The 23,613-nt window shown below is 61.8% G+C and carries 19 protein-coding genes; 14 read left to right on the top strand and 5 right to left on the bottom strand.

The window, feature by feature from the left end:
• Window positions 1-152 precede the first annotated feature (152 nt).
• The 14 genes from Q4Q11_RS22150 to Q4Q11_RS22215 all read left to right on the top strand — a co-directional run bounded on the left by Q4Q11_RS22150 (window position 153) and on the right by Q4Q11_RS22215 (window position 14,381).
• Window positions 153-1,892, top strand: coding sequence for a relaxase/mobilization nuclease domain-containing protein (locus tag Q4Q11_RS22150; RefSeq protein ID WP_498570817.1), 1,740 nt, complete (start codon window positions 153-155; stop codon window positions 1,890-1,892).
• Window positions 1,893-1,916: 24 nt separating this feature from the next.
• Window positions 1,917-3,908, top strand: coding sequence for a conjugal transfer protein TraG (locus tag Q4Q11_RS22155; protein WP_498570818.1), 1,992 nt, complete (start codon window positions 1,917-1,919; stop codon window positions 3,906-3,908).
• Between the two features lie 5 nt (window positions 3,909-3,913).
• Window positions 3,914-4,387 carry a CopG family transcriptional regulator gene (locus Q4Q11_RS22160; RefSeq protein ID WP_498570819.1) on the top strand — a complete coding sequence of 158 codons (474 nt, stop codon included), beginning with the start codon at window positions 3,914-3,916 and terminating at the stop codon, window positions 4,385-4,387.
• Between the two features lie 163 nt (window positions 4,388-4,550).
• Window positions 4,551-5,540 carry a P-type conjugative transfer ATPase TrbB gene (trbB, locus tag Q4Q11_RS22165; RefSeq protein WP_498570820.1) on the top strand — a complete coding sequence of 330 codons (990 nt, stop codon included), beginning with the start codon at window positions 4,551-4,553 and terminating at the stop codon, window positions 5,538-5,540.
• A gap of 35 nt (window positions 5,541-5,575) precedes the next feature.
• Window positions 5,576-5,869 (top strand): TrbC/VirB2 family type IV secretion system protein, encoded by a 294-nt coding sequence (locus Q4Q11_RS22170; protein WP_498570835.1) that lies wholly within the window; start codon window positions 5,576-5,578, stop codon window positions 5,867-5,869.
• The gene (locus tag Q4Q11_RS22175) at window positions 5,869-6,150 is read left to right on the top strand and encodes a VirB3 family type IV secretion system protein (RefSeq protein WP_498570821.1); all 282 of its coding nucleotides are present in this window, start codon (window positions 5,869-5,871) and stop codon (window positions 6,148-6,150) included. Before Q4Q11_RS22170 ends, Q4Q11_RS22175 begins: the two co-directional genes overlap by 1 nt.
• Before the next feature lie 14 nt (window positions 6,151-6,164).
• A complete protein-coding gene (trbE, locus tag Q4Q11_RS22180) occupies window positions 6,165-8,603 on the top strand; it encodes a conjugal transfer protein TrbE (protein WP_498570822.1) in 2,439 nt (812 codons plus the stop codon).
• Complete coding sequence (trbJ, locus tag Q4Q11_RS22185) at window positions 8,600-9,358, top strand: P-type conjugative transfer protein TrbJ (RefSeq protein ID WP_498570823.1); 759 nt, start codon at window positions 8,600-8,602, stop codon at window positions 9,356-9,358. Before trbE ends, trbJ begins: the two co-directional genes overlap by 4 nt.
• Before the next feature lie 10 nt (window positions 9,359-9,368).
• Window positions 9,369-9,761 carry a putative entry exclusion protein TrbK-alt gene (gene trbK-alt / locus Q4Q11_RS22190; RefSeq protein ID WP_498570824.1) on the top strand — a complete coding sequence of 131 codons (393 nt, stop codon included), beginning with the start codon at window positions 9,369-9,371 and terminating at the stop codon, window positions 9,759-9,761.
• A gap of 2 nt (window positions 9,762-9,763) precedes the next feature.
• A complete protein-coding gene (trbL, locus tag Q4Q11_RS22195; RefSeq protein ID WP_498570825.1) occupies window positions 9,764-11,122 on the top strand; it encodes a P-type conjugative transfer protein TrbL in 1,359 nt (452 codons plus the stop codon).
• A gap of 2 nt (window positions 11,123-11,124) precedes the next feature.
• Window positions 11,125-11,811: a conjugal transfer protein TrbF gene (gene trbF, locus Q4Q11_RS22200; RefSeq protein ID WP_498570826.1), complete on the top strand. Its 687-nt coding sequence runs from the start codon at window positions 11,125-11,127 to the stop codon at window positions 11,809-11,811.
• Entirely contained in the window at window positions 11,811-12,878 is a 1,068-nt protein-coding gene (gene trbG, locus Q4Q11_RS22205) for a P-type conjugative transfer protein TrbG (protein ID WP_498570827.1), read from the top strand. Before trbF ends, trbG begins: the two co-directional genes overlap by 1 nt.
• Window positions 12,875-14,140, top strand: coding sequence for a TraB/TrbI/VirB10 family type IV secretion system protein (locus Q4Q11_RS22210; protein ID WP_498570828.1), 1,266 nt, complete (start codon window positions 12,875-12,877; stop codon window positions 14,138-14,140). Before trbG ends, Q4Q11_RS22210 begins: the two co-directional genes overlap by 4 nt.
• Window position 14,141: 1 nt before the next feature.
• On the top strand, window positions 14,142-14,381 hold the full coding sequence (locus Q4Q11_RS22215; protein ID WP_498570829.1) for a DUF2274 domain-containing protein: 240 nt from the start codon (window positions 14,142-14,144) through the stop codon (window positions 14,379-14,381).
• Here Q4Q11_RS22215 and Q4Q11_RS22220 read toward each other — a convergent pair.
• From Q4Q11_RS22220 to Q4Q11_RS22240, 5 genes are all read right to left on the bottom strand, one after another.
• Window positions 14,365-15,279 (bottom strand): LysR family transcriptional regulator, encoded by a 915-nt coding sequence (locus tag Q4Q11_RS22220; protein WP_498570830.1) that lies wholly within the window; start codon window positions 15,277-15,279, stop codon window positions 14,365-14,367. The genes Q4Q11_RS22215 and Q4Q11_RS22220 overlap by 17 nt on opposite strands.
• Window positions 15,280-15,645: 366 nt before the next feature.
• On the bottom strand, window positions 15,646-18,942 hold the full coding sequence (locus tag Q4Q11_RS22225; protein WP_498570831.1) for a DUF499 family protein: 3,297 nt from the start codon (window positions 18,940-18,942) through the stop codon (window positions 15,646-15,648).
• 13 nt (window positions 18,943-18,955) lie between these two features.
• Window positions 18,956-21,712, bottom strand: coding sequence for a DUF1156 domain-containing protein (locus Q4Q11_RS22230; RefSeq protein ID WP_498570832.1), 2,757 nt, complete (start codon window positions 21,710-21,712; stop codon window positions 18,956-18,958).
• A 7-nt stretch (window positions 21,713-21,719) separates the two neighbouring features.
• Window positions 21,720-23,351, bottom strand: coding sequence for a hypothetical protein (locus Q4Q11_RS22235; RefSeq protein WP_498570833.1), 1,632 nt, complete (start codon window positions 23,349-23,351; stop codon window positions 21,720-21,722).
• Window positions 23,352-23,361: 10 nt separating this feature from the next.
• Window positions 23,362-23,613, bottom strand: a 252-nt coding sequence (locus Q4Q11_RS22240) for a protein NO VEIN domain-containing protein (RefSeq protein WP_498570834.1), incomplete at its 5' end; no start/stop codon positions are given.

Below are 23,613 nucleotides of genomic sequence, written 5' to 3' on the forward strand. Positions count from 1 at the left end.
GGATAAAAGGGCGCACATTGCGCTTCGGTCGGGCGGTTGTTTTTACTGGATATTTTTAGGATTTCCGCACCTTGCGCCGTTCGGCTGCAATGTGTGGCGCAGGCGCAAGCCTCTGTATCTCGACGAGATTTCGCACACTGCGAGGCCGCGCCATGTCAGATGAGCGCGAGTTCCGTATCCGGCCGGGCCGCATCCGATCCTCCGGCGCGCAGCGCGCCAAGCCGTTCATCGCGCAGGCGCTGGCCGCTGCGAAGAAGGCTGGCGGCGGCGTGTCACGCTCAGGCCGGATCGTACCCGGCAATCACTCTCGCTTCGGACACGGCCAGCGGGCCAGTATCCAGGCGAACCGCCTCATCACCTCGCGCTCGCGCGGCGCTGTCATCAAGGCACGCGTGGTCCGTCATTCCGTCCGTTCCGCACCGCTCGGCAAGCACCTCGACTATCTTCGACGAGAGGGCGTGACCCGTGACGGAGAGAAGGCCCGCCTGTTCGGGCCGGAGACCGAGAACGCGGACGCGGGCGCCTTTGCCGAACGCTGCCAGGACGACCGGCATCATTTCCGCTTCATCGTGTCGCCCGACGACGCCCCGGAGATGGCCGACCTCAAATCCTTCACCCGGGATCTCACAACGCAGATGGAAAAGGATCTCGGCACCCGGCTCGACTGGGTGGCGGTCGATCACTGGAATACGGAGCACCCGCACGTTCATCTGATCGTGCGCGGAGCGCGCGACGACGGCCAGGACCTCGTGATCTCCCGCGACTACATCAAGGAAGGCATGCGCGACCGGGCGCGCGATCTCATCACCCAGGAACTGGGGCCGCTCGCCGATCTCGACATTCGCCGCACGCTTGAGCGGCAGATCGAAACGGAACGCTGGACCCAGCTCGATCGCCAGCTTGTCCGGGACGGGCGCGACACCGGCGTCATCGACCTCGCGCCGCATGCAGGCGTGCAGCCTGACGAATTCCACACCCTGAAAGTTGGCCGGCTTCGCAAGCTGGAAGCCCTTGGCCTCGCCGAGCAGCGTGGTCCCGGCCAATGGGCGATCGACGAAAAGGCCGAAGCGACGCTGCGGGAATTGGGCGAACGCGGCGACATCATCAAGCGGATGCATCGCGCCCTTTCGGAACGCGGCATCGAGCGCGGCTCGACGAGCTATGTTCTCGCCGCCGAAAGCCTCGATACGCCTATCATCGGCCGGCTGGTCGATCGCGGCCTCGATGACGAGCTGAACGGCACAGCCTATGCCGTGCTCGACGGCGTTGATGGCCGCACCCACCACATCAAGCTGCCCGATCTCGACGCGGCGGGCGACAGCGCGCCGGGCTCGATCGTCGAACTGCGCAAGTTCGACGACGCAAAGGGGGAGCGCCGCGTGGCGCTCGCCGTCCGTTCCGATCTTGATATCGACGCCCAGGTCACGGCGTCAGGAGCAACCTGGCTGGACCGACAGAACATTGCACGAGAGCCGGTTGCACTCTCCGATGGCGGCTTCGGCGCCGAGGTGCGCCAGGCCATGAATGACCGTGCCGGGCACTTGGTCGATCAAGGCTTCGCCGCCCGGCATGGCCAACGCATCAGCTTCAACGGCAACTTGATCGACACGCTGCGCAGGCAAGAGCTGGAAGCAGCCGGCGAGAAGCTCGCCGTCGAGACCGACAAGCCATTCAATCGGGCCGGCGCCGGCGAATATGTCGCTGGCACCTACCGCCAGCGCCTCACACTCGCCTCTGGCCGCTTCGCCATGATCGATGACGGTCTCGGCTTCCAGCTCGTTCCCTGGACCCCATCACTCGAAAAGCAGCTCGGCCGTCACGTCTCCGGGGTCGCCCGCGACGATGGCGGTATCGATTGGAGTTTCAGCCGCAAGCGGGGCCTCGGCCTCTGAGCCTTCGCAGAAAGAACCATGCCCATGTCCGCGACAAAAATTCTCTGGGGGCAGATCCTCGTCGTCCTGTCCATCGTCCTCATCTGTGTCTGGGGCGCTACCGAGTGGGTGGCGTGGCGTCTCGCGTTCCAGCCGGAACTCGGGGCGCCGTGGTTTCGGCTGTTCGGCTTCCCCTTCTACCTGCCGCCATCCTTCTTCTGGTGGTGGTATGGCTATGACGCCTACGCACCAACGATCTTCGTCGAGGGCGCCTACATCGCCGCCTCAGGAGGTTTTATCGCCGTGGCCGTTGCCATGGGCATGTCGGTGTGGCGCGCGCGCGAAGCGAAAAAGGTCGAGACCTATGGCTCCGCCCGCTGGGCCGAGACAGAGGAAGTGAAGGCGGCCGGTCTTCTCGGACCGGACGGAGTCCTGCTTGGCCGTTACGATCACGACTATCTGCGCCATGACGGGCCTGAGCATGTGCTGTGCTTTGCACCGACGCGCTCGGGCAAGGGCGTCGGCCTCGTCGTCCCCTCGCTGCTGACCTGGCCAGGCTCGGCCATCGTCCACGACATCAAGGGCGAGAACTGGCAGCTCACAGCCGGTTTTCGCGCGCAGCACGGCCGCGTGATGATGTTCGATCCGACCAACGCAAAATCGTCGGCCTACAATCCGCTGCTGGAAGTTCGCCGCGGCGAATGGGAAGTGCGCGATGTCCAGAACATTGCCGACATTCTGGTCGATCCCGAAGGCAGTCTCGAAAAGCGGAATCATTGGGAGAAGACCAGCCATGCCCTGCTGGTCGGCGCCATCCTGCATGTCCTCTATGCCGAGGCGGACAAGACGCTCGCCGGCGTCGCCGCCTTCCTCTCCGATCCAAAGCGGCCGATCGAATCGACGCTCAATGCGATGATGAAAACGGCGCATCTCGGAGACGCCGGCCCGCATCCGGTCATCGCCAGCGCCGCGCGGGAGTTGCTGAACAAATCCGATAACGAGCGCAGCGGCGTTCTCTCGACCGCCATGTCGTTCCTCGGCCTGTACCGCGATCCCGTCGTCGCCGAGGTGACGCGGCGCTGTGATTGGCGGATCACCGATATCGTGGGCGGGAAATATCCGACCACGCTCTATCTCGTCGTGCCGCCTTCCGACATCAACCGCACAAAACCCTTGATCCGGCTCATCCTCAATCAAGTCGGCCGCCGCCTGACTGAGGATCTCCAGGCCAAGGCGGATCGCCACCGGCTGCTCCTCATGCTCGACGAGTTTCCGGCATTGGGGCGTCTGGATTTCTTCGAGAGCGCCTTGGCCTTCATGGCGGGCTACGGGCTGAAGAGCTTCCTGATCGCGCAATCGCTGAACCAGATCGAAAAGGCATATGGGCCGAACAACTCAATCCTCGACAATTGCCACGTCCGAGTGAGCTTTGCGACCAACGACGAGCGCACCGCCAAGCGTGTGTCCGACGCTCTCGGCACGGCCACCGAAATGAAGGCGATGAAAAACTACGCCGGGCACAGGCTTAGCCCCTGGCTCGGCCATCTGATGGTTTCCCGGTCGGAAACCGCGCGGCCATTGCTTACCCCCGGCGAGATCATGCAACTTCCGCCCACCGACGAGATCGTCATGGTCGCGGGCACGCCGCCGATCCGGGCAAAGAAGGCTCGCTACTACGAGGATGCACGCTTCAAGGAACGCATCCTGCCGCCGCCTGCCCTTACAGCGCCAAAGCAGGCGCGGCCAGACGATTGGACCATTTTGCCGCTGCCGGCCCGACCCCAACTCTCGGAGGTGAAATCCGTGGTCGGGAGCCAGGATGATGACCCGACCGAATCCGAACGTCGCCACCAACCCGAACTCAACCGGGTCATGCCGGTCGAGAAAAAGCAGCCGATCGACAACGAATTCGAGATCGATGCCGACCGCGATGACGAGATGGAGGATGCAGCCGCCCGCAACACGCGAATGACCCAGATCGCACAGGGTGTCGCGCGGCAGGTCTCGCTTGATCCCGGCGACGGGATGGAGCTGTGACGGCCATGACGGATCACAAAACCAGTTCGCGCAGGAAGAAAGCGCAGATTTCCGTCTATCTCGATCCAGACGTCCTGGCGACGCTGGCCGACCACGCCGCGCGGAGAAATCAGCCGCAGTCCTTGATCGCCGAGGCCGCCATCGCTTCCTTTCTGTCACCGGATGCAGCCGAGCGTCAGGAAGCGGTGCTGGCAAAGCGCCTCGACCAGATCGACCGCCGAATGACCCGGCTCGAACGTGACGTCGGAATCGCTGTCGAGAGCCTGGCCGTCTTCATCAAGTTCTGGCTCGCGACTACGCCCGCGCTGCCCGAACCGGCCGCACAGGCGGCGCGGGCCAAGGCCGGCGAGCGCTACGATGCTTTCGTCACCGCACTCGGCCGCCGCCTCGCCAAAGGACCGAAGCTGAGGCAGGAAATTTCGGAGGACGTTGGCGAGTCTCCGGCAGCGCCTCGCGCAGGCGCGCAAGGCGAATATTGATCCGCCTCGTAAGTTCAAGAGAAAGCTGTCGCCGCCGTTCTCCTGTATTTGCACGCTACACTACTACGCCCCCATATACTTGTTGAACCGACCCAATTTCCGGCTCTTTTAATCATCCCCGTGCCGGGAAGTGTCTGTCTTCCCCGGCGGAACCGGGGATCAGATGGCTATTTCGCATCACAATTCGGAAGGTCTGGCGCGGGGCGCGCGGATGCTGCGCACCGCGCTCGGCCCCGCCATCGCGCGGTTCTTGGAAGATGCGTCCGTCATCGAGGTGATGCTGAATCCGGATGGGCGCATCTGGATCGACCGGCTTTCCGAAGGACTGTCCGACACGGGTGAACGGCTATCGCCGGCCGATGGCGAGCGCATCGTGCGTCTGGTGGCGCATCACGTCGGCGCCGAGGTTCATGTGGGCGCGCCGCGCGTCTCGGCCGAACTACCCGAGACGGGAGAACGGTTCGAGGGCCTGTTGCCGCCCGTGGTCGCCGCACCCGCCTTCGCCATCCGGAAGCCCGCCGTCGCGGTGTTCACGCTCGACGACTATGTCGCGGCGGGCATCATGTCCGTCGGACAGGCGGAGGCGTTGCGCCAAGGTGTCGCCACACGCGCCAATATCCTCGTGGCGGGCGGCACGTCCACCGGCAAGACGACGCTGACCAACGCGCTGCTGGCGGAGGTCGCGAAGACCGCCGATCGCGTCGTTATCATCGAAGACACACGCGAGCTGCAATGCGCCGCGCCGAACCTCGTCGCCATGCGGACGAAGGACGGGGTGGCGTCGCTCTCCGATCTCGTCCGCTCCTCGCTCCGCCTGCGCCCCGACCGAATCCCGATCGGAGAGGTGCGCGGAGCTGAGGCGCTCGATCTCTTGAAGGCTTGGGGCACCGGCCATCCGGGCGGCGTCGGTACGATCCACGCCGGCAGCGCCATTGGCGCGCTGCGTCGGATGGAACAGCTCATCCAGGAAGCCGTCGTCACCGTTCCCCGCGCGCTGATCGCCGAGACGATCGACCTCGTCGCAGTCCTCGCCGGTCGCGGCTCCGCGCGCCGGCTCGCCGAACTCGCCCGCGTCGAGGGCCTTGGCTCTCGCGGCGACTACCGCGTCACCCCCGTCACAACCCAGATCGAAGAAAAAGGAGCCTCCCAATGATCTCGCTTCCCCGTCGTTTGCATCGTCGTCTGACGATGAGCGCTTCCGTCGCCGTCATCAGCGTGATGATGGCGCCCGCGGCCTATGCCTCCGGTTCGTCCATGCCGTGGGAACAGCCGCTCCAACAGATTCTCCAGTCGATCGAAGGCCCCGTCGCCAAGATCATCGCCGTCATCATCATTATCACGACCGGCCTGACACTGGCGTTCGGCGATACGTCGGGCGGCTTTCGCCGACTGATCCAGATCGTCTTTGGTCTCTCGATCGCGTTCGCGGCGTCGAGCTTCTTCCTGTCGTTCTTCTCGTTCGGCGGCGGAGCGCTGGTCTGATGGCGGGCGTGGTCGATCAGGGGAGTGAAGTTCCCGGCTTTGCCGTGCCGGTCCACCGGGCGTTGACCGAGCCGATCCTGCTCGGCGGCGCCCCCCGGGCCATCGCCATCCTGAACGGAACGCTGGCGGGCGCCATTGGCCTTGGCCTGCGCCTGTGGCTGATCGGTCTCGCCATTTGGGCGATTGGTCATGCCGCCGCCGTATGGGCAGCCAAGCGCGATCCGCTCTTCGTCGATGTGGTGCGCCGCCATCTGCGCATCCCCGGACACCTATCGGTCTGAGGGGGAGCGTACCGATGATGAACCTCGCCGAATACCGTAACCGCAACAGTTGCCTCGCTGACTTCCTGCCCTGGGTGGCATTGGTCGGCCAAGGCGCTGTCCTCAACAAGGACGGGAGCCTCCAACGAACAGCGAGGTTCCGGGGTCCAGATCTGGATTCATCCGTCCCTGCAGAGCTGGTCGCCGTCGCCGGGCGTCTCAACAACGCCTTCCGCCGTCTCGGGTCCGGCTGGGCAATCTTCGTGGAGGCGCAGCGTCATGCCGCCGCCAGCTATCCGGCGAGCCGTTTTCCCGACACCGCCTCGGCACTCGTCGATGCCGAACGCAAGGCCGACTTTGAAGAGGCAGGCGCGCACTTCGAGTCCAGCTACTTTCTCACCATTTGCTATCTGCCGCCCGCCGAAGACGCGGCCCGCGCCGAGACCTGGCTATACGAGGGGCGCGAGCGTGCCGGCGTCGATCCACGCGAAATCCTGAGCGGTTTCGCCGATCGAACTGACCGTATCCTGCGGTTGATCGAAGCCTTCATGCCCGAATGCCACTGGCTCGATGACGCGGAGACGCTGAGCTACCTGCATGGCTGCGTCTCGACCAAGCGGCATCGCGTCCGCGTTCCAGAGACGCCGATGTATCTGGACGCGCTCCTCGCCGATCAGCCGTTGACCGGCGGGTTGGAGCCGCGCCTGGGCGCATCACATCTGCGCGTCCTCACCATCACCGGCTTTCCGACCGCGACGACGCCGGGCCTGCTCGATGATTTGAACCGGCTGGCCTTTCCCTATCGCTGGGCAACGCGGGCGATCCTGCTCGACAAGACCGACGCGACGAAGTTGCTGACGAAGATCAGGCGGCAATGGTTCGCCAAGCGCAAAAGCATCGCCGCGATCCTGAAGGAAGTAATGACCAACGAGGCCTCTGTCCTCGTGGACACCGACGCGGCGAACAAGGCTGCTGATGCGGACCTCGCACTCCAGGAACTCGGCGCCGATTATGCCGGTATGGCCTATGTCACGGCCACCGTAACGGTATGGGATACCGATCCCCGCACCGCCGACGAGAAGCTGCGGCTGGTCGAGAAGGTCATCCAAGGCCGCGACTTCACCGCGATGGCCGAGACGATCAATGCGGTCGACGCCTGGCTCGGCTCACTGCCGGGGCACGTCTACGCCAATGTCAGGCAGCCGCCCATCAGCACCTTGAACCTCGCCCACATGATCCCGCTTTCAGCGGTATGGGCGGGGCCGGAACGGGACGAGCATTTTGCGGCTCCCCCACTGCTCTTCGGCAAGACCGAAGGTTCGACCCCGTTCCGGTTTTCCCTTCATGTCGGCGACGTGGGACACACGCTGATCGTCGGCCCGACCGGCGCCGGCAAATCCGTGCTGCTGGCCCTGATGGCGTTGCAATTCCGGCGCTATCGCGGCTCCCAGGTCTTCGCCTTCGATTTCGGCGGATCGATCCGCGCCGCGGCGCTGGCGATGGGTGGCGACTGGCATGATCTCGGCGGCGGGCTGACCGATGGCGCTGACGACAGCGTGTCGCTCCAGCCGCTGGCCCGCGTCGATGACGTGCCCGAGCGCGCCTGGGCCGCCGACTGGATCGTCGCGATCCTGATGCGCGAAGGCGTCGCCATTACGCCGGAGGTGAAGGAATATATCTGGACGGCGCTGACATCACTTGGCACCGCGCCGGTCGAGGAACGGACGATCACGGGCCTCGCCGTGCTGCTGCAATCGAACGACCTGAAGCAGGCGTTGCGACCCTATTGTGTCGGCGGCCCCTATGGTCGGTTGCTCGACGCGGAACGCGAGCATCTCGGTTCGGCGACCGTCCAGGCGTTCGAGACCGAGGGACTGATCGGCAACGATGCAGCGCCCGCCGTCCTCTCCTACTTGTTCCATCGCATCGAGGATCGCCTGGACGGTTCGCCGACCCTCATCATCATAGATGAGGGTTGGCTGGCGCTGGACGACGAAGGCTTCGCCAGCCAGCTCCGGGAATGGCTGAAGACGCTGCGCAAGAAGAACGCATCCGTCATCTTCGCCACGCAAAGCCTGTCGGACATCGACGGCAGCGCCATAGCGCCGGCTATCATCGAGAGCTGTCAGACCCGGCTTCTGCTCCCCAACGAACGGGCGATCGAGCCACAGATCACCGCGATCTATCGCCGCTTCGGCCTCAACGACCGCCAGATCGAGATCATCGCGCGGGCCATGCCCAAGCGCGACTATTACTGCCAATCGCGGCGGGGCAATCGCCTGTTCGAACTGGGCCTCTCCGACGTCGCCCTCGCGCTTTGCGCCGCCTCGTCGAAGACCGATCAGGCGGCCATCGCCCGCATTGTCACCGAACATGGTCGTGATGGCTTCCTCGCCGCCTGGCTGCGCCTTCGCGGCGTCGGCTGGGCCGCCGATCTCGTTCCCAACCTCATCAACCTGGAGAGTTCATCATGAAACTGCGCCGTTCCCGCGCGGCACTATTCGCCGCGTCCATTCTTTCCGTCCCGCTGGCCTTATCGCCGATCATCACGACGCCGGCCCACGCCATTATCGTTTTCGACCCATCGAACTACGCGCAAAATGTGCTCGAGGCGGCTCGCGCGCTCCAGCAGATCAACAATCAGATCACCTCGCTTCAAAACGAGGCGCAGATGCTGATCAACCAGGCGCGCAATCTCGCGAGCCTGCCATATTCCTCGCTGCAACAGCTCCAGCAGTCGGTGCAGCGGACACAGCAGCTTCTGAGCCAGGCTCAGAACATCGCCTATAACGTCCAGCAGATCGATCAGGCGTTCCAAACCAAATATGCCAACGCTTCCATGTCGGCGTCAGACGCGCAACTCGTCGCCGATGCCCGCTCACGCTGGCAGAATACGGTCGGTGGTTTGCAGGACGCCATGCGTGTGCAGGCTGGCGTTGTCGGCAACATCGACACCAATCGCGCCCAGATGTCGGCGCTGGTCGGGTCGAGCCAGTCGGCGACCGGCGCGCTTCAGGCGACCCAGGCCGGCAACCAGCTTCTCGCGCTTCAGGCGCAGCAACTCGCCGACCTCACCGCAGTCGTCGCCGCGAACGGACGGGCTCAGGCGCTGCAATCGGCCGAGCAGGCCGCGGCCGCCGAACAGGGCCGTGAGCAGCGCCGCCGCTTCCTGACGCCGGGCGCGGGCTATCAGCCTGGCAACGCCAAGATGTTCCAGAACAGCAATTGAGGGCGTGGTGATGGACGGCAAGACCCTCGCACGCATCGGTGCTGTCATCTTCGTCGCGCTGGCGATCACCGCCACCGCGATTGAGATGTCCCGAAAGGACGATCGGCCGGAAGCATCCGAGTCCGAGCGGCCGGCGATCATCGGACGAGATCCGCTCGATTCGGAACTCGCCCGGTGCTCTCGGGCAGGAGAAGCCGGTGCGCGTGACCCAGTCTGCCTGACGGCCTGGGCAGAGAACCGCCGTCGATTCCTCGGCCAACCGGCTCCGCCTTCGTCTGCACCCTCTGCTCCGGCAGCGCCGACGACACTGTTCCCGAGCGAAACGGCGCCCACCGATCAGACGGCGCCGGCCGGGCAGCCTGCACCTGCCCGGCCCGGTCCCTCCCAGGATGAGGCGCGCTGACCATGGGCGGCACCGGCGTCATCGATCATTTCCTCGAAGTCTTCACCCGTTACATCGACGGCGGCTTCGGTCTTTTGCAGGGCGAGGTGGCATTCATTGCCACGACGCTGATCGTCATCGACGTCACGCTGGCCGCGCTCTTCTGGTCCTGGGGCGCCGATGACGACATCATGGCGCGGCTCGTCAAGAAAACGCTGTTCGTCGGCGTGTTCGCGTACATCATCGGCAACTGGAACAATCTCGCCCGGATCATCTTCGAGAGCTTTGCCGGCCTCGGACTGAAGGCGAGCGGCACGGCGTTCAGCACTGCCAATCTTCTTCGTCCCGGCAAGGTGGCGCAAACTGGCCTTGATGCCGGACGGCCGCTGCTCGATTCCATCTCGAACCTGATGGGCTATTGGTCCTTCTTCGAGAATTTCATCCAGATTGCTTGCATGTTGTTCGCCTGGGCGCTGGTGCTGCTCGCCTTCTTCATTCTCGCCATCCAGCTTTTCGTCACCCTGATCGAGTTCAAGCTGACGACACTCGCTGGCTTCGTGCTCATCCCCTTCGGCCTCTTCGGCAAGTCCGCTTTCATGGCCGAGCGTGTGCTCGGCAACGTCATCTCTTCGGGCATCAAGGTGTTGGTGCTCGCCGTCATCATCGGCATCGGTTCGACCCTCTTCTCCGAGTTCACCGCCGGCTTCGGTGGCGCGACCCCGTCAATCGACGACGCCATGGCGATCGTGTTGGCGGCCTTGTCGCTTCTCGGCCTTGGCATCTTCGGCCCCGGCATCGCAACCGGCCTCGTTTCCGGCGGCCCGCAGCTTGGCGCGGGCGCAGCCGTCGGCACTGGCCTTGCCGCCGGCGGTATGGTCGCGGTCGGCGGCGCCGCCATTGGTGCGGCGGCGGGCGGCGTTGGTGCTCTCGCCGGAGGCGCTGCCGCAGCGGCCCGTGGAGGAGCCGCACTCGCCGGTGGAGCCTCGACCGCTTACAGCCTCGGAGCCGCTGGACAGTCCGGCGCGGCAGGCGTCGCGTCCGGCCTTGGCAATGTCGCCAGCACCGGTGCGCAGGCCGCCGTCTCGCCGTTGAAGCGTGCCGCATCAAAAGCCGCCGATGACCTGAAATCCAGCTACCAATCCGGCGCCCGCGCCGCTTTCGCGGTCTCCGGCGGCATGATCGGCAACAGCGAAGCCGGCTCCGCAGATCCCGCCGCGTCCGCTGCCTCATCATCTGCCGCCGATGGAGGCCCGCCCGATTGGGCCAGGCGCATGAAGCGCAGCCAGCAGATGACCCACGGTGTCCAAGCCGCCGCGCACGCCGTCAAATCCGGTGACAGTCATGGCGGCAGCGCCTCCGTCAATCTCTCCGAAAGCGACTGAACATGAGCATTTTCAAACGACCATCCACCCATTACGGCAAATCGCCCGAACCTGAGACGCCGTACCAGCGCGCCGCGCAAGTCTGGGACGACCGCATCGGCTCCGCCCGAGTGCAGGCGCGTAACTGGCGGCTCATGGCCTTTGGCTCTCTCGCTCTGTCGGCGGGCCTGTCCGCCGCACTGGTCTGGCAATCGGCCAATGGATCGATCGTTCCGTGGGTGGTGCAGGTCGATAGATTGGGACAAGCCCAGGCGGTCGCGCCCGCCACAGCGGATTACCAGCCAACCGACCCTCAGATCGCCTTCTACCTCGCACGGTTCATTGAACAGGTAAGGAGCATTCCGGCGGATCCGATCATCGTCCGGCAGAATTGGCTGCGCGCTTACGACTTCACGACGCAGGCCGGCGCACTCGCGCTCAACGACTACGCCCGCGCCAACGATCCCTTCGCCAAGGTCGGCAAGACGCAAATATCAATTGATGTCTCCAGTGTGATCCGGGCTTCACCGACCTCGTTCCGCGTCGCCTGGGTCCAACGCACCTATCAGGACGGCGCGTTGGCTGCGACCGAACGCTGGACCGCCATCCTCACCATCGCCGTGCAGCCGCCCCGCGATCCCGAGAAACTCCGGGCCAATCCGCTCGGAATCTACATCAACGCCATCAACTGGTCGAAGGAGCTTGGATAATGACACCCGCCCTCCGCAAAGCCGCCCCTCGGAGAGTGGGAAGCCCGGCTTTCCTTATTTCCGCTATTCCGGTTTTCCGTAAATCCGGTTTGCCGCTTTTGCTGCTTTGCACATCGGCGCTCGCGGGCTGCGCGACGGCAATGAAGCCGCCGGAGATCTCCTACGACGATGCCGCACCGGCCGTGCAGGCTGTCGATCCTCCGGCGCCAGTGCAGGTGGTCGAACTGCCGAAGGTGCTGCCGCTACCGGGCCAGTTGAAGCCCATCGGCAAGAACGACAAGCCGATCCCCGAATTGACCGATCCCGCCGCCCGCGTGAACGAGGCCAATGCTGCGGCCAGGATGCAGCCGGTTCGCAACGGCTTCATCAACGCCATCCAGATCTATCCCTTCGTCGACGGCGCCCTCTATCAAGTTTACACCGCGCCGGGGCAGATCACCGATATCGCCCTTCAACCGGGAGAAACGCTTGTCGGTTCTGGCCCGGTCGCCGCCGGCGACACGGTGCGCTGGATCATCGGCGATACGGAGAGCGGCACGGGCGCGACCAAACAGGTCCATATTCTCGTCAAGCCGACCAGGCCGGAACTGATGACCAATCTCGTCATCAACACCAACGCCAGAACCTATCACATGGAACTGCGTTCGACCGAGAAGACCTACATGGCCTCGGTCTCCTGGCAATATCCGCAGGATCAACTCATCGCGCTACGCCGACAAAATAGTCAGGCCGAGGCCGCACAGCCTGTCGCCAGCGGCGTCGATCTCGCTAACGTCAATTTCCGTTATGCCATCGATGGTGATCGTGCGCCGTGGCGGCCACTGCGCGCCTTCGACGATGGCCGCCAGGTTTTCATCGAGTTCCCGCGTGGCATCGGTCAGGGCGAAATGCCGCCGCTCTTCGTCGTTGGCCCAGAAGGCGACACCTCCGAACTGGTGAATTACCGCGTGCGCGGCAACTACATGATCGTCGATCGGCTCTTTGCCGCCGCCGAACTGCGCTTCGGGTCCGACAAGAACCAGAAGCGCGTCCGTATCACCCGCACTGACGGGAGGCCGGCGTCGTGAACGAGATCACTCCCGAGAAGGAAGAAGGGGCAACGCGGGGCGCGGAGCCTCGGCCGGAAGCTTCCAGCGAGGAGGACGCCCGGCCGCTGACCGGCGAGCCGGTCGCGCCTATGCGGCTGCGTCCCGAGCCGCCACGGGTCACGCGTTTGTCGCGCAAGGTGCTGGCCGGGCTTGGCCTCGTCGCGAGTGTCGGCATTGGCGGGGCGCTAATCTACGCGCTCCAGGCACAGCACGGCGGCAAGCCGAATGAGGAACTTTACGCGACCGACAACCGCACGACACCCGACGGACTTGCCGGCCTGCCGAAGGACTATAGCGGTGTGCCGCGCCTCGGCCCGCCATTGCCGGGTGATCTCGGACGGCCGATCCTCAATGCCCAGAGCAATGGCCAACCTGTGCCTGTACCCGGCATGGCAACACCGGGCGCGGTTCCTTCCGGCCCAAGCCCCGAAGAGCAGCGTCGCCTTCAGGAGCGGGAGGCCGCGAGGACCGCGCGCCTGTTCGCCTCGACTGAAACACGACCGGCAGACGTCGGCGGCACTCAACCGGTGGCGACAGCCACGCCACCGACCGATCTCGCCGCTCTTGGCCTCGCGCCGCAACCGGCGACGCCCTCAGCACAGGATCGCCAACTCGCCTTCCTCAACCAGACGCCGGACAAGCGCACGGTTTCGTCCGATCGCATCGCCGCACCAGCGTCACCCAACATCCTCCAGGCCGGAGCTGTTATCCCGGCAGCGCTTATCACCGGCATCCATTCCGATCTGCCCGGCCAGATCACCGCCCAGGTGACGGAGAATGTCTATGACAGCCCGACCGGCCACATCCTGCTGGTGCCGCAGGGCACGCGGATAATCGGCCAGTACGACAATGGCGTTGGTTTTGGCCAGCGCCGCATACTCCTGGTCTGGAACCGCCTCATTATGCCCAACGGCCGCTCTATCGTACTGGAACGCCAGCCGGGCGCGGATGCCGAAGGCTATGCTGGCCTGGAAGATGGCGTCGATTATCACTGGGGCGAGTTGTTCAAGGCCGCTGCCCTCTCGACCTTACTCTCTGTCGGCGCCGAGGCAGGAACCAGCCAGGACGAAAATAGTCTGGTGCAGGCGTTGCGCTCCGGCGCCTCGAACAGCATCAGCCAGACCGGTCAGCAGATCGTGAGCCGCCAACTCAACATCGCGCCGACGCTTACTATCAGGCCCGGCTTTCCGGTCCGGGTCATCGTTACGCGCGATCTTGTCCTCGAACCCTACGGAGGCTGAGATGGCAAAACTAAAGCTCGGGCCGCTCACCGATGACAAGCCGGTCAAGATCACTTTGGAACTCCCCGCGAACCTCCATCGCGACCTGATTGCCTACGCGGAGATACTCGGCCACGAGACCGGTCGTCCGCCTACTGATCCTGTCCGTCTGATCGTCCCCATGCTCGAACGGTTCATCTCGACCGACAGGGGATTTGCCACAGCCAGGAAAGGACGCGCTTCGTCTACATCGACACCTTGATGGGTTTCAAATTGCCGGTTTCAACCATCGACCTTGCAAGCTCGATCAGACGCAAGAAGGCCGGGTTATCATTCTGCGATGACCACACCATGCTGTAGGGCAGCGTCTCAATCGCCATAGGCCGAAAAACGACACCGGGAACCTGTGTCGTCGTGATCCCCTCGCTCGCCAATGTCAGACCTTGCCCCAGCGCGACAAGGGACAGGAGGTTATGTCGCCCAACGCTTTGCGGCAGGATTTCCGGGCTTTGCCCGAGCCCGGATAAACGCTGAACAAGATAATTGTATATCTCCTGGCCCGGAGCAACTTCGCTCACGATGAATCGTTCGCCCGCCAAATCCTTCCATTCAAGCGCCTCCGACGAGGCCAGGTGATGCTGCTCTGGAAGCACGGCAAAGACGCGCTCTGACCACAAATATTCGGTTTCGCAACCTGGCCAGTCGAGCGTTCCCGTCACGAATGCAACATCGAGCTGGCGCTGCCTTATTGCGGCGACGTGTTCGGCCTGGTCGCCATCGACGAACGACATCTTCACGGCGCCATAGGATTCGCCAAAGGTCCGAATCAGGCCTGACAAGAAGCCAGATCCCAGCGAAGACAAGATGCCGATCTTCAATTCACCGCCGCCAACACGGCTGATCGCTGCAACTTCAGTTTTCGCCAGGGTGATTTCAGAAAGAGCCTTTCGGCCTCGATCAACAAATTGCTTTCCAGCGAGGGTGAGTCGCACCCCGCTGTGGGAGCGAACGAACAACGCGGCGCCCAGCCGCTCCTCCAAATCGCGGATACGTCGGCTGACAGCAGATTCCTGCACTCCCAAGGCTATGGCCGCTTTCCGAAAACTGCCATGGTCTGCTGCCGCGATCACATAGCGGATTTGCCGAACTTGAACGGGCAATGCAGAAACTCCTTCAATATCATCCCTCTTCTGTTATTCGAGTGGCATTCAAAACACCTTCGCCCTCGCAAATCGATCTGTCGAAACGAAACCTCGGCTCTGCACACCATTCAACCGCCGAGTTGTCTTAAATAATCTTAACAAGACGCTCCTGAAGACCGTAAAGTCGCTTATCGCGAAATGACATCTCTGCGAGATCGTGATCGGATGCACCAACCGGGCCGTTGTTTATGACCCCTGCCGTATGGGCAGCGGATCTGTAGAGCTGCTTCAGATGCGCGAATTTTCGCAAGGCCCTGAGCCGAACGCCTGCATGTGCGCTCGGCTCAGAAATGTTGCGCCCGACGGGTTGAGGGTCCCTCGCTATCATTCGATCGATTTCTCGACGAACCCGAGTGTATTCGCGTTTTCGATCAGTGTTCGGACCTTCGCGCGCTCCAGGCCGGATGGCACCTCCGCGTCGATTTCCAGTCGGAGTTTGACCTGGCTACCGGGTAGCGTTGTCAACTGCTCGACGATGGCCTCAACAATCTGATGGATATCCCTCGCTGGCCTTTCCGGCGAGATCATCACCGTGCCAGTGAACCGCGTTGGTTTCCTTTCTACCGGCGGCGCAGTCGGTCCATCACCCTCGGGAGGACCGCCGACGGGTTGCACGCCGTCCCCCGGCCCGGTCGGCGTACCGACCGGGCCGGACGGTGTTGGCACAGGCCGATGGGACTCCGCCACAGCCGGCTTCACAATGACGCTGTCGCTGTCGATTGCGACGACAGCGTTTGCCGCGCGTTCGATCGCCAGCCCCAGATAGGCGTCCGACTTCTCGTCCCATCGCTCAGCATAAGCGAACGGACCGGGCAACATGCCGCTGACGGCCGACAGCACCGCCTTGACGAGAACATCCTGGCCCTTCAAGCGAGGCAGATAGATGTAACGATTGAGATATTCCCGCAGATCCTTCAGGGACAAGTGAGGCTTGTCGTTCCAGATGTATTTCTGAAGATCGCGGTCGAGGCGCGATGGCCCCAGCTCGATGAGTAAGCCTTCTTCGGCCACCAGCTTCTTGCTCGCCCGTGCAAGCAGCCCGTCCTGAGCGGGAATCTTGCCTGACACCCACTCCCAATCGGCCTGGGCGCTCTCCTGAGCCGGATAGTGCAGATAACACCAAGCCTCTTTCAGGCGCGTCTTCATCGTCTCGTTCGCTTCGCCCAGCTTGGCTTTGGCGAGCGCGCTGTCGCTCTGCGTGAGGTTCAACCGCTCCGTATCGCGCACGATCTCGCCCCAGGCCAGGGACGCGCGCACGGCGTCTTTCAGATGGTCGAGCTGGCGGGTTTCCGCGGCGATGAACACCAGCATATTGCGGTAGACGCGCGGTGTGCTGCCTCGTTGCGTGAGGATGTCTTTCGCCTCGACCAGCGCCTCCGATCCGTCACGCCCGTTGTGCGGATACTTGACGCCCAAAACGACGGCGCGCACGCCACCCGCTTCATCGGGGACTTCGGCTGATGAAGCCGGCGCGACCTGCACCGCATCAAAATGCCCGCGATCCGCGAGACCATTCACGTATTTGCCGAGTTCGGCGTCGATCGTCACATCAACCAGCGCCGCCTCGATCTGCGCCGCCTTGTCCGCCGCAATGCGATTGAGGCTGGCCGACATCGAGTACCAATACCGGCCAAGGTCGGCGTGCATGAACTTGGCCTGGTTGGTCAAACGGCGCAGGGCATCGCCGAAGATCGCCGGACGCTCGCCCGGCTGCACGACGCCGAGATTGATCTGCTTGTCGTCGAGGCCGGTGTTCTGCTGCTGATGCGTTGGTGCCGTCCCCATGAAGATCGCGCGGGCAACGCGTCGCGTCGCCGAATAGCGGTTCAGGTTGGGTGCCGACTGATCGACCTTATACGGCGTGGACGCTGTACCATCGACATCGCCGGCGATGATCGATTGCCAGGTCACATCGAGATAATGGAGCAGTTCCGGCTCCACGCGGGGCGAACTCACCGCCACGCTGCCCGGCATGATCATCACCGACGGATCGGCGTTCATCCACAGCTCGTGAATGGCCTGAGCCATCAAGCGCAAGACACCGCGCGTGCGCTGGAATTTTTCGAGTGAACCCCAGGTCGTGTAAAGCTGGTCGAACAGCTCGGGATGGATCGGATAAGCCTTTTCCAGCTTGCGCCGGTAGTCCTCATCCGCGCAGCCCTGCGGGAAATCGTTGGCGTTCTCTCGATACAGCTTGGCGAACTGTTTCAGCGTGTTGTCGCGGTGATGGAACTTGTCACCGGGGATTTCCTTGAACAGCCGCCGCCGGACAATCTCATAGCTCTCTTCCTGGCTCGCCGGCCGCCACGAGGATTCCACGCGGCTGAAGGTCTGCTTGAGGCGGGCCAGCGCTTCCTGACCGCCTTCGCCGCCGACCTCGATCTGAGACGCAGGCAGGGAGGCGACGAGAAGGGTGCCCGGACTGGCTTTGACCGCCTCGGTCAGCGATTGGACGAACGACAGGTTCGCGTCGAACGACCCGGATGCCAGCCCCTCGACCTTGTAGATTTGCCGCAGATAGGCAACCCATTCGTCGATCAGGATCAGGCACGGCGCATGTTTCTTGAAGAGCGCCTCCAGCAGGTTCGAGCCTGGCGCAATGCCGCTGGCGTCATTATCCGCCACCATAGCGAAAGCTTCGGCCCCACCAAGTTGCCAAGCCAGTTCGCCCCAGGTCGTGCGGATTTTCCGGTCGCCTTCGGCGTGGAGAACGTCCTGCGGTCCCCGCGATGTGCCGACTAGGACCGCCCGGTTGATGCCCTTCGGAACGGTCAGTTCGAGCTTCTCGAGTAGCTGGTCCAGACCCGACAGATCCTGAACTGGCGTCGGCCCCGCCATGTGATAGAGGGCAAGCATTGAGTGCGTCTTGCCGCCACCGAAGTTGGTTTGCAGTTCGACGACCGGATCACCGCCGCTGCCGGACAGCCGCTTCGCGGCGCCAATCAGTAGCGCGCTCAATCCTTCGGTCAGGTAGGTGCGGCTGAAGAACTGACGCGGATCACGATATTCCGGCGGCGCACTTCCCGAATGCACCTTGGCGAGGTCAGCCGCGAACTCGGCCTGCTGGAACTCGCCGGTGGCGACATCCTGGTGCGGCTCAACGACCTCGCGCCACGGGAGCAGGCCCGCCACGGTCTCGACTGAGATTTCGAGGCGCTGTGTTTTCCGCCGCTCCTCATTGCGCGCCAGCTCGGTGAACTTCGTCCGTAGGATGGTGTCGCGCATCTTGCCGAGTTGCTCGGCCGTCTCACCGGCGCTGATCGCCTCCATGAGTCGACGCATGGTATCGAGCGCGCGCTCGGCGTCATCATAGGTGAAAGGTTCATTGTGCGAGAGCTTGTTGCGGACATCGCCCAGTTCGTTGACCAGCGACCGCTCCGCGCGGCCAAGAACGGCCTTGAACGCTTCGCTCCAGAACCGGTCCATCGCATTGAACAGCGCGGCTTGGTCCCAGGCGACCTCACCATTGCTGTTGGGGCGCAGGCTCGACAGCTTCTCCAGAACCTGGACTTGCCAGTGCCCATGGAGGGATGTTTCGAGCCTCTTTTCGACGAAGGGGATCAGCGCCGTCGGCAGCAGTTCCATCCCTTCAAAAACATATTGGCGCGTACTTTTTGCCACGTCCCGTTCCCCCTCAAATATCCAGCCGGATCTGACGATCCCCGCGCGTGTCATGGATGGCTGCCGCAGCCTTCGTAAGCTCGGTCCAGTCGGCGATCAGGGCGTTGTAGGCCGTGGCCTCCTTGGCATCCTTCCGCTTGTTGGCGCTGATGTCGTAGAGGCAGTAGGCGAGATCCTTCACGGCCTCGGCGTGTGTGTTGATCTTCTTCAGCAGGACGGCGGTGTCGTGGGAGATGCCGTCCTTCTCGTGCTGGCGGACCAGATACTGAAGGCATTCCCACACCGTCAGGTGACGGTCCTCTTCTGGGTCCCAATCGCCGTCCAATTCATCGCGCGAGAGGATGCGAACCTTACCGGCAGCACTATCGACGATCCCAGCATGCTTGACGCTATCGACCGAAATACCGCGGGCAGTAGCGATGCTATTGGCCGTGCCATAATCGCCCGCCTTCAACCCGTTCTGCTCGAACCAGGTGATGGCAAAGCGCGTGTCAGCGTCGAACTCACCCTGGATGCCGCCGAGATATTCGTCCAATTCCCTGTTGATGAGCTGGAGCGCAGTCCTAACACTCATCGGGCTATCACCGGATTCGAGCACAGCCGCGTAGCGCGAGAACACCCCCATGCCCGGCCCAATAGCTGATTGCGGCATGTCTGCTGGAGCGATATTCGCGGACTGAAGTTCAGCTATTGCGGGAGGGAGTTCCCGCTTCAAGGCACGAAGAAATTCTGCCCGACTAATGACGTTGGACGAATGCACCTTCTTTCGGCAAACCAACAGAATCGACGTTGCAAGCGCGTTTGATCCAATTGCTCTAAGCCTACTTACAGCTTCCGTCCTAAGTGGCCATGTGCCCGTGATTTGAAATCCGGCGCTGATTATACTTTCCAACAGAGTCGACCATCCGCTAGATTGCGATTTTCCTTCTTTTTCATTCGAGTCGTCCGCAGACTCAGCCTGCTTGAACGCATAGTAAATTGTAACGGGAACCTCCTCCGAGGCCGCATCTCGGATTCCTCTAAACGCAGCGGATAGACGCTCCAAGAACTGCGCCGTGGCCGTTGGACGAGCTATGTCGCTCCGTCCCAAGGCGGCCGACAGATCCTCCTCCTTTGGTGCCAGCAGTGTTCCGAAAAGATCCTTATGGGTCTCACCCACAGCCCGCCGAAGCCATATGTAGAAGAAATCCGATAGATCGGCATATCCGATCGCATCGAAGTAAGGAGGGTCGGTCGAAATCACCGTATTTGTAATGCCGAGGTCGTTTTCTGCTGCGTTGGCCTGAATAGCTTTCCCAGCCTCGCCGCCAGATGGGAGGCATTTTAGGGCAGTGATAGGATTTCGGATCGCAGCATTCCAACTTCCAACTGAAGTTCCTAAGATGTTACCTTCCGAGAATTCCCAGACCATAGACACGATCTGCCTATCAAAAGCAGGCGTTCCTTTTGAGGTGCCCGATGTTCGAACGAGCCACCGAACAAGTGTGTTATTCGTTTGTGCGACACGGCTCAGGCTCAAAGCAAGGAATGCCTGGATTAAATCAGCATATCCGGTGTCTCCTCCCGAAGCTGTCAGCACCTCGTCTCGAACCGCTGCGATGGCGTCAGCGAGGCAGGACAACCCGACCAATTGCCTATTCGTAAACAGATCGCGGTGTCGAGAAAGGCCGTACTTTTGAACGCGAAATCCAAGCGCGCTACGGGGCAACGCAGACTCGGGCGCATTGGAGGGCGGCTCTACATCGGCTACGGCTTTTTGTTCCGCAGTTGGGGCCAAATAGACCCGAGATCGCGGACCATCCACCACCATCGCCATCATCTGATAACCAACACGGCCCGCGACACCTTCAGACCGGATGTGGTCAAAGGACACAGGATTGTTGCACGCGAGGCAGATGGCACCGGTCCGTGAAACGGTTCCCTCTTTAGGTTCTCCATCCCGACGAATCTCGAAGCGAAAGCGACGAGTTTCTGAACCTTCGTATATGGGCTCAGCAAATGCTTCGTTTCCCTTGTGCGTAGACAGCCAGAACTTATTGACAAGGGGAGCTTGTGCTCTGCACGATGGATTTGGGCACTCCACCGTTCTTGCCCATATCCATGCGATCGGGTCTGCACTTTTGTTTCCAGAACCGTCGGGAAGACTGATTGATGGGTATAGCTTTCCAAGCTGAGCAGCGAGAGATGCCCCGATCTTCTCACCGTAATATAGCAAATCCTCTTTCAGTCCCTCATACGGCGAACGTCCTGAAACGAGTTCAGATTTCGTTGAATTCGGATTTGTTGGAGCTTGTTTGGCGTACTTCGGCGCAAGCTCTATAAGTACCCGCGTGATGAATACCGCAACTGGATTCAGATCAGTGGCCATTGGCTTCATGCCAAGGCGAAGCGCCTCTAGCGGAAGTGATCCCCCTCCACAAAACGGATCCCAAAATTGAGGCATGGTTCCGTGATTCGATTTGGCTATCTCCGCCTTTGCTTGAGAAAGCACATCTTCAGTTGTGCCAGCCTCCACATCCGCTAATTGCTCGACGATTCGGAATAAGTGTGCCCGTCGAATCTCCTCTTCTGCTTCAGAAATACCCTCTTCTGACGGGTCGTTGACGAGGCTGGCAAACAGCGCTGCTCTTGCAACGCCAAGCGGCTTTCTCGACCACCACGTGTGAAGGTTGGCTGGTAAGCCAGTGTGAATGTTGTTCTCGACTCCGGCGGCTGCATTGATTGCGTCGAGCGGAATAGCAACTTCGATAAGTTTCTTTTTATAAGTCATGGTGCCTCTACGTGATGTCGTTGCTTAGGTGCCCAGGCAGATACCCGACGACAACGCGGGCGGTCTCAGCATCCCAAAAATAATAGAGCCGGAAGCCCAGCCGCCCATCGCGGCTGTCGCTCCCCTTCAAATGCCAATCCAGCTCTCTTTTGGACTCTTGGTATCGGACAAAATACTCTCCACCGAACTGCTTGGCCTTATTCTGCTGTGCAAAGCAGGGAGTGTTTTCCAGACCCAGCTCGGCTAATTTTTGATCGAATGTATTTTTAAATTCGATACCCCCGATACGCCGCATAGGAACGTAATAGTCGCGCATCATAAGGAGCACTTTGTAAACGAAGGCAGTATCCTTGAATTTGGAGTCGCGAAGTGCCTTCATTGCTCGTGGGTGTAGTTCCACTTCGCCGCTCAAATGCGTTCGCGCCCAGTTTTCGACTACATCAAGGTTATCTGGGATCTCCACGGCATTGTTCGCTTTGCCCTCAGCAAGGATGGCATCCAGACGCTGTTGCAGCGCCATGTAGCTTGCCTTGATCTGTCGAAGCTCCGAGGTCGCTTGTTGACGCTCGGCGTCAGCGTTGAGGGCCAATTCCAGACTGGCTTCCGCTTCCTGCTTTGCCGCCTTCAGCTCCTCATCGACCAATAGCAGGATTTCCGCTTCACTTTGTCCCGCTGCTGATGCGCTCTCGCGAGCCTGCTGTGCAGCAATCCGTTTGATATGCTGGAAAGATGGCTGCTCGCGCTCCAACACGTCTCGTGGCCGCGTGATGCGGAGTGTCTGCTCGACGAGAAAATCTGTGAAAGTGAAGTCCTCGCTTTCGCCCCAATCGGCTATGCGCGACGCCGAGGCAAGCGGATGATCGCTCGGAAGATCAGATGTGGGGTCGAAACCGGGATTATAGGTTCTAACTGCCTGGCGATATACGGAAAACTCACGGCCAAGGCGGTCAGTAAGGGCAAACGCCGCGTCAGAGGTCAGAACCACCGCATGTGCAAAACCAACCACTTTTCGAATGAAAGGACGGACTGGGATCGCAGTTTCATCCGGGTTTTCGCTGTCCTCGGGCGTAGCGAAGACGACAACCGGATGATGACGGCTAGGTGCTTCCAGGAATTCGATCAACTCGTCGACGCCCTGATCTGTGTCCACGACCCACGGATCAGCGGACGTGCGGCGACCATCGAGATAGGAATCCTGCGTGAACGCGATGCCACGAACAAAGCTGGGTATCGATCTCGGAATAGGTTCAGCGCTACCACGCTGAGCGCAAATTAGGCGCACACCGACCACGACCTCAGTCGGGCTGCGCTCTGCAATCCCAACTTCGGTGGTCCAAATACGTGACGTGTCTTTCAGGCGCTCTCGCAGGCGGAATGCCCAATAGTTTGGCTGTCCTAGCCTTACCGCTTCGGCCTGTTCGGAATTGTCCTGATCGATCTCAAAGGTTTCTCCCTCCCAGGCTCCCTGTGGAATATTTCTGAGATTTCGCTTGGGGTCGAAGCCCCACTTCAGAACCCTTTCTTGTAGCGTCCGAAAAACATTGTTGCCCCTGACAACAAGTCCGACCTGAGAAGATATCTGAACGAAAATGCGTCGCTCAGCATCCTCACTGGAAATATGCTCTGCTGCCTGCCTCATCGTTTCCCCCTTATGCCGGCTCAGAGGTCCGCTCGAGCAAGCGGCGCAAATCAAACTGTATTGCGGTTTCCAAGAACGACGGTTCGCGATCAACGAGCGGGCCACGGACATAGCGCGGCGCATGGGCGAAACCGTTGGTGACGGAGACAATGGCGAGAATGAACTTTTCGGGCTCATGCAGGGATGTGATGACCTCCTGCCGCGTGACCATCACGCTGTCGGCGCCATCGATGCGCCCCTTGACCTCGATGAAGCGCAGGTG

The sequence above is a fragment of the Rhizobium sp. UFLA01-1127 genome (assembly GCF_059803845.1).